Annotated in this window: 7 protein-coding genes; 6 read left to right on the top strand and 1 reads right to left on the bottom strand. The window is 42.7% G+C overall.

Annotated features, from left to right (window positions below; genetic code table 11):
• Nucleotides 1–339: 339 nt before the first annotated feature.
• The 6 genes from FTV42_RS13770 to FTV42_RS13745 all read left to right on the top strand — a co-directional run bounded on the left by FTV42_RS13770 (nt 340) and on the right by FTV42_RS13745 (nt 4,894).
• Nucleotides 340–1,239: a VacJ family lipoprotein gene (locus FTV42_RS13770; RefSeq protein WP_180039069.1), complete on the top strand. Its 900-nt coding sequence runs from the start codon at nt 340–342 to the stop codon at nt 1,237–1,239.
• 103 nt (nt 1,240–1,342) lie between these two features.
• On the top strand, nt 1,343–2,311 hold the full coding sequence (gigA, locus tag FTV42_RS13765; protein ID WP_005107789.1) for an RsbU family protein phosphatase GigA: 969 nt from the start codon (nt 1,343–1,345) through the stop codon (nt 2,309–2,311).
• A 112-nt stretch (nt 2,312–2,423) separates the two neighbouring features.
• Nucleotides 2,424–2,942: an anti-anti-sigma factor GigB gene (gene gigB / locus FTV42_RS13760; RefSeq protein WP_004647542.1), complete on the top strand. Its 519-nt coding sequence runs from the start codon at nt 2,424–2,426 to the stop codon at nt 2,940–2,942.
• A gap of 20 nt (nt 2,943–2,962) precedes the next feature.
• Nucleotides 2,963–3,790 (top strand): carbon-nitrogen hydrolase family protein, encoded by an 828-nt coding sequence (locus FTV42_RS13755; RefSeq protein WP_180039068.1) that lies wholly within the window; start codon nt 2,963–2,965, stop codon nt 3,788–3,790.
• A gap of 102 nt (nt 3,791–3,892) precedes the next feature.
• Nucleotides 3,893–4,318, top strand: a complete 426-nt coding sequence (locus FTV42_RS13750; RefSeq protein ID WP_005246047.1) for an organic hydroperoxide resistance protein — start codon at nt 3,893–3,895, stop codon at nt 4,316–4,318.
• A gap of 183 nt (nt 4,319–4,501) precedes the next feature.
• Nucleotides 4,502–4,894, top strand: a complete 393-nt coding sequence (locus tag FTV42_RS13745; protein ID WP_005103334.1) for a DUF4951 domain-containing protein — start codon at nt 4,502–4,504, stop codon at nt 4,892–4,894.
• Nucleotides 4,895–4,944: 50 nt separating this feature from the next.
• Here the strand turns inward: FTV42_RS13745 and gspE are convergent, their stop codons facing one another.
• Nucleotides 4,945–6,432, bottom strand: coding sequence for a type II secretion system ATPase GspE (gene gspE / locus FTV42_RS13740; RefSeq protein WP_180039067.1), 1,488 nt, complete (start codon nt 6,430–6,432; stop codon nt 4,945–4,947).
• Nucleotides 6,433–6,445: the final 13 nt, after the last annotated feature.

Here is a 6,445-nt window from a genome sequence, read left to right as displayed (position 1 = left end):
TATATTACTCTCTATCTCTAGAAAGTCAACCAGTAATGAAAACTATTTTTAAACTTTCTTTCTAAAACCGAACTTAATCAAACTTAACTAAGTCACTGTTTTATCAGAAGTTTTAATCTTCATCACCACCGATGGATGTGCATTCTACAGCATTTCAGAGCCCTTGCAACACCTTTTTCAAGAAAATCATTTTGTATGTATATTTTTTAAGCTTTTCGTGTGTTTTCATTCATTTTTTATACAAATTTGCTTAAATGATGTCTATTCGTGAATATAACGTTTATTATTTTCATACTAATAAGTAGTGCTACTTACACAGAAAAGGCCTCGGGTTACCTTATGCATCGTTCTATTTACTTATCTATATGCTTATTTTCTTTAGCCTCAAGCGCACATGTTTTCGCTGAGGTGACCACCGATGTGGAAAATCTGGAAAACGAGCCTGCAAAAACGCCACTTAGAACAAAGATCTCAACCAAAGCGCAACAATTACAAACGCAACTGAAAGTTGATGCCAGTGCAGCACAAGCTGAAGAAGTTAAAGATCCTTTTCAGCCGTTAAATAGAAAGATCTATCAGTTTAACGATGCGATTGACCGCACCGTGGTACGTCCCATAGCTGTACAATATGTGGAAAAAGTTCCTCAAGATGTTCGTGGCAGCTATACCCAGTTCCGCAGTAACCTGGGTGAACCTTGGAATGTGGTGAATCAGCTGATTCAAGGTCGTCCTGCCCGCGCTGCTAAATCTCTAGGTCGTTTTACCATTAACACCTTAACAACTTTAGGACTGGCTGATCCAGCGCGTCGCCTGGGCTTGAGTCATGAAGAGGAAAAATTTGGAATTACCTTAGGTTATTATGGCGTGCCTTCTGGCCCTTATATCATGTTGCCATTTTTAGGTCCAAGTTCTGTCCGTGGCGTAATCGGTACTGCTGTAGATAGTCAAGCTCGTCCACAAAAATACATTCTCGAAGATGAAGATGGACTTTACTGGACTGATCAGTTTTGGCGTGCCATTGATACCCGTTCTGAAATACTGGACGTTGAAGGGGTGCTGACGGGTGATCGCTATGCGCAGATTCGCGATATTTATTTGCAACGTACCAATTATGCAATTGCAGAAAAGAAAGGCACAGAACAAGATACGCTTTTCCTAGAAGATGATTTTGAAGATGACAATTCTGATGATGCACCTTCTAGTGATAGCAACATTGAATCTTCAAACGAAGATCTTTAAGTTTAAGCTTCATGTATGATTGCTAGTGAAAATCTGTTCGCTAGCAATACTTTGCTTGTTATAGTACATCTTATAGCCAATCCTGGGATTGAATCACTTTTTTATGTATTTCATTCAACCGACTCGTGATATTCCTTACTTAGATCAAGTACTTGATACGCTTCCTCATGTTCAGATGATCTATCTGGATGATCATGAACTGTATGACTCTACGATTATTGCGATTGCAGATGTACATGATTATCTGAAATATAAGTGGAATCTGCCTACGATTGTACTGGCCTTAGAAAATGAAGGTACTGCTTTGGCTCAGGCCTGGGAACAAGGTGCTTTAGCCGGCTGGATCTGGAACAAGCTTCCCGAGAATCCAGATCTGGCATTACAAAAAATTGATGCACAATATAAGCGTAACCAGGATAGCCGTGACCTGCCTTCTGCTGCAGAACTACAAAAAAAATTGTTACCGAATCCGATTGAACTGACCAATTACGAGGTCGAAACCTATTTTCAGCCTTCAGCCTATCTTTCAGGGGATTGGTATGATTATTGGAAAATCAGCGACAAAGAAGTGATTTTCTATTTGGCCGATGTATCCGGACATGGCGTCACCAGTAGTTTGCTCACGTCCTGGATGGCAGCTTTCCATGGTCGCTCCAAGACGCCGCGCGAGCTGATCAAGAAGCTGAACGGTATGCTGATGCAGGAAAATATTGAAAAGCACATCACCATGATTGCCGGGATTCTTAATCTGGAAACCCATGTATTGAAATGGTCCAGCGCTGGACATTACCCACCACCGATTATATTTGAACCTAATCAAGAACCTAAAATTCTATCTTCCAGCAGCTTCCCTTTGGGTTTAACCGAAGATCTTGAAGTTGAGGAAAATGAATGGATATTAAGTCGCAATGCACGCTTTATTATCTGTTCGGATGGGGCATTGGAACCTTTTGATGGTGGTTTAAATGAACAATTCTCGCAATTATTACACCATTTGCAGAATCAATCTTTTCAGGCTCCGGAACATGTGGCTGACGATATCGCCTTTTTAAGCTTTATCCGCGTAAATTAGCAGTATATTTACAGGCTTTATAAGCACTTAATTTGATTACTACTTTCAGCCACTTGAGTATCAATACACCCTATGGGATAATTTAATATCCTTCTCTGCAAATGGCATTTATATGTCAACAGGTCATGTTGAATATGCAAGTCTGAACGGAACGCATATTTTTAAGCTTATCGGCGAAGTGCGTGCCCAATCTTGTATTAGTCTAGACAAATTACTGAACAAAATTGAACAGCAAGACAACGTAGTTGGCGCTATCGTTGATCTCACCGAAACCAGTTTCATTGACAGTACTGTACTCGGTGTTTTAGCGAAACTAGGACTCAAACTCAAGCAAGTACATAACATTCAGGCTGTCATGCTTTCTACCAATTCTGACATTACCACTTTGGCCAACAGTATGGGACTGAGCCAGGTGTTTGTGATTCTGAATTATTGTGGTGATCCAAATGTCTGCACACGTGCGCTGATGGAAGAACATGTCACGCATCAAAATATGCTGAATACGGTTCTGGATGCGCATAAAACCTTGATGAAACTGAATCAAAGCAATCAGAACATGTTTGAACCTTTAGTAAAACAGCTACAGAAAGAGCAAGACAATTTAGATAAAATTTCCGAGCAAAAGGTATAACCATCTTATAAGAGGACCCTATGACTTTACTTTCTGTTGTACAAATGAATTCTCAAAATGAAATTGATGCCAATTTCGTGGAGATTGAATCTTTAATTCAACAAAGTAAGGCCAATGGTGCTGAACTGATTGTTTTCCCGGAAAACTTTGTCTGTTTTGCCGCAGGAAAACAGCGCGAAACTGCTGCACAATTTGAAGTGATTCAGCAGCGTCTGGAAAAACTTGCCCATCAATATGACACTTGGATCGTTGCCGGTACATTACCCTGCCCTTATCGTCCGGATGGTTCGATCATTGAAGATGGCCGGGTGCGTACCGTTAGCCTGTGTATCAGTCCGGAACGGACCGAAGCGCGTTATGACAAAATTCACCTATTTGATGTGCAAGTCGGTGATGCTGTTGGTGGTTATCAGGAATCCAAGTTCTTTGAGCCCGGCACAGATGTTGTCGTAGCCAAAACCCCTTTTGGTAATATTGGTTTAATGGTCTGTTATGACCTGCGTTTTCCGGAACTAGCGTTAAATCTACGAGCCAAAGGTGCAAACCTCTTGACCGCACCTTCTGCTTTTACCTATACCACAGGTGAAATGCACTGGCAGCTTCTTCTGCAAACACGTGCTCTAGATAGCCAATGTTCGGTGCTTGGTGCGGCTCAACAAGGCTGGCATGGAGAAAAACGCCAGACTTGGGGACATGCAGCCGCCACCAATAGTCGTGGACAACTTCTTAATATGATCCATGCAGAAGGTGCTCAACTCATCACCGTCGACTTTGATTTAAATGAACAGCAAAAAGTGCGTGAATCCATGCCTTTAATGCAACACCGTAGACTTCTTCAACTTTCCTGAATCGTTTCATTTGCTTGCATAAAATAACAAAATCCCTGCTTATTCTTCAGGTGAAATCACCGAGCATAGAAGCTCTACGAAAAATAAACAGGGATTTAACTCATGTCATTAGAAAAAGCCGTCTATACCGCACATGCCAAAGCCACAGGGGGCCGTGATGGCCGCGCCATTTCTGACGATCAGATTCTGGACGTCCAACTGGCCGTACCTAAAGAAATGGGGGGACCAGGCGGTGGAACCAATCCTGAACAGCTCTTTGCCGCAGGTTATTCCGCCTGTTTCTTGGGTGCAATGAAATTTGTTGCCAATCGTGACAAGCTCAATATCAGTAAAGATGCCTATATTGAAGGTGATGTTGGGATTGGTCCGATTCCTACCGGGTTCGGGATCGAAGTGACATTAAACATCCATCTTGAAGGCATGGATCAGGAAGAAGCGCAAAAACTGGTCGATGCTGCGCATATCGTCTGCCCATACTCGAATGCGACCCGTAATAATATTGATGTGAACTTAAACGTAATTACTTAATTTTTTTATTTAACAGCTATCCTGAAAAAAGTTTCAGGATAGCTAGACTTCAATTATAAATTTCAAAATTTACCCGCTTCATCTTTTGTCAAAAGCTACTTCTCTTCCCCACTTGAAAACTGCAGCAAAAACTTAAGAAATTATATATAATGATTCTTATTTACATTTATTCGATTTATATTGATGTTAAAACTAGTTCTTCTGAATTCTCTCCTGCTCCTCACTGCTACAACCTCTTTTGCAGATCTTTATCTCTCAGAAAAAATCCGTCCGAAAATAAAATCTCTGCTCAATACTGAAATTGAACGCCTACCCATTCCTGCAACACCCAACAATATGATTCTGCCTGAATTTGGTAAAGGGATTATTGGCTGGGGCGCTGGCCCCAAAGATGCTGAAGCCCGTTTTCTCAATATTACTCAGGCAGATGTTGAAACAATGAAACAGGAAGGACTGAGTTTAGCAATGGCACAAGCCTGGCAGAACTTTTATGAAAATGAAACTCTGCGTAATCCGGGAAATCCGACTGCACCTTTTCGTGCACAACTCATGAAAAAAATCGTCAGTCTCTGGTAAATATCCAAAAGTCCTGACGACCATTATGATAAAGCGAGCAGATTAAAAAATTATTCTACTGCTTCGTTGGTTACTCGCAATACTTCTTCAATCGTGGTTTTTCCGGCCAGTACTTTACGCAGACCATCATCGCGAATAGAACCTGACTGCTGACGTGCATAACTTTCGATTTCATATTCAGCCGCATTACCATGAATCAAACGGCGCATATGATCATCGACTGGCACAATTTCATAAATCGCGGTACGACCACTAAAGCCAGTATTGCCACAACGTTCACAGCCTTGAGGTTGCGGTAATCTTAAATCTTGGGGATGCTCAATATTACCAAATAGATTCTTTTCGAAAGCATCTGCTTCATGCCAGGTCGCGCAATGTGGACACAAGGTACGCACCAGACGTTGGGCTATTACCCCGATTAAAGAACTGGAAAGCAAAAATGGCTCAATCCCCATATCTTTCAGGCGCGTAACCGCACCAATGGCAGTATTGGTATGCAAGGTGGATAACACCAGATGTCCTGTCAGGGATGCCTGTACTGCAATTTCTGCGGTTTCCAGATCACGAATCTCACCAACCATGACCACATCCGGGTCCTGACGCAACATGGCTTTTAACGCACGGGCAAAAGTCATATCGACTTTGGTATTGACCTGCGTTTGTCCAATGCCTTCCAGTTGATATTCAATCGGATCTTCAGCCGTGAGGATGTTTTTAGAACCGTCATTCAGGTCAGAAAGTGCCGCATATAAGGTGGTGGTTTTACCCGAACCGGTCGGGCCGGTTACCAAAATAATTCCATGTGGGCGATGCACTAGAGTCTTGAGTCGATCATAGTCATTATTCATCAGGCCCAAATGGGTCATGTTCAAACGGCCTGCCTGCTTGTCCAGAAGACGCATCACCACACGTTCACCATAAGAAGATGGCAAGGTTGATACACGCACATCGACTTCACGCCCTGCCAGACGCAAGGAAATACGGCCATCTTGTGGGATACGTTTTTCAGCAATATCCAATTTGGCCATCACTTTAATACGTGAAACCAGAAGCGGTGCCAGTTCACGACGTGGCTGGACAATTTCGCGTAATTGGCCATCGACCCGTAAACGTACCGATAGTTTTTTCTCAAAAGATTCAATATGAATATCGGAAGCGCCGACACGAATTGCCTCGGATAAAAGTGCATTGATCAGACGGACAATCGGCGCATCATCTTCCTGGTCCATCAGGTCTTCAGCTTCCGGAACCGAATCAGCCAGACTGAGTAAATCAGGATGATCTTCCAGACCGGCAGCCACCTGCTGCGATTCGCCGCTATCGCCGGCAAAACTGGAACTGAGTAACTGGTTAAATTCCTGTTCGCTACAGAGTTGAAAATGAGCCGGATAACCGAGCAGACGGCGAGCTTCCTGCAATGCAAGCATCGAGGTATTGTCACGACGCAGAATAAAGGCCTGATCTCCCTCATAACGCAACAGCACACCATGGCGCTTGGCGAAGCTATATGGGATTTGTAATTGTTTAAGTACTTGCATCGCGGATTATAAT

Origin of the sequence: Acinetobacter sp. YH16052, from assembly GCF_013417155.1 — a bacterium.
Lineage (GTDB): Bacteria > Pseudomonadota > Gammaproteobacteria > Pseudomonadales > Moraxellaceae > Acinetobacter.
This window is presented reverse-complemented; position numbering and strand designations above follow the sequence as displayed.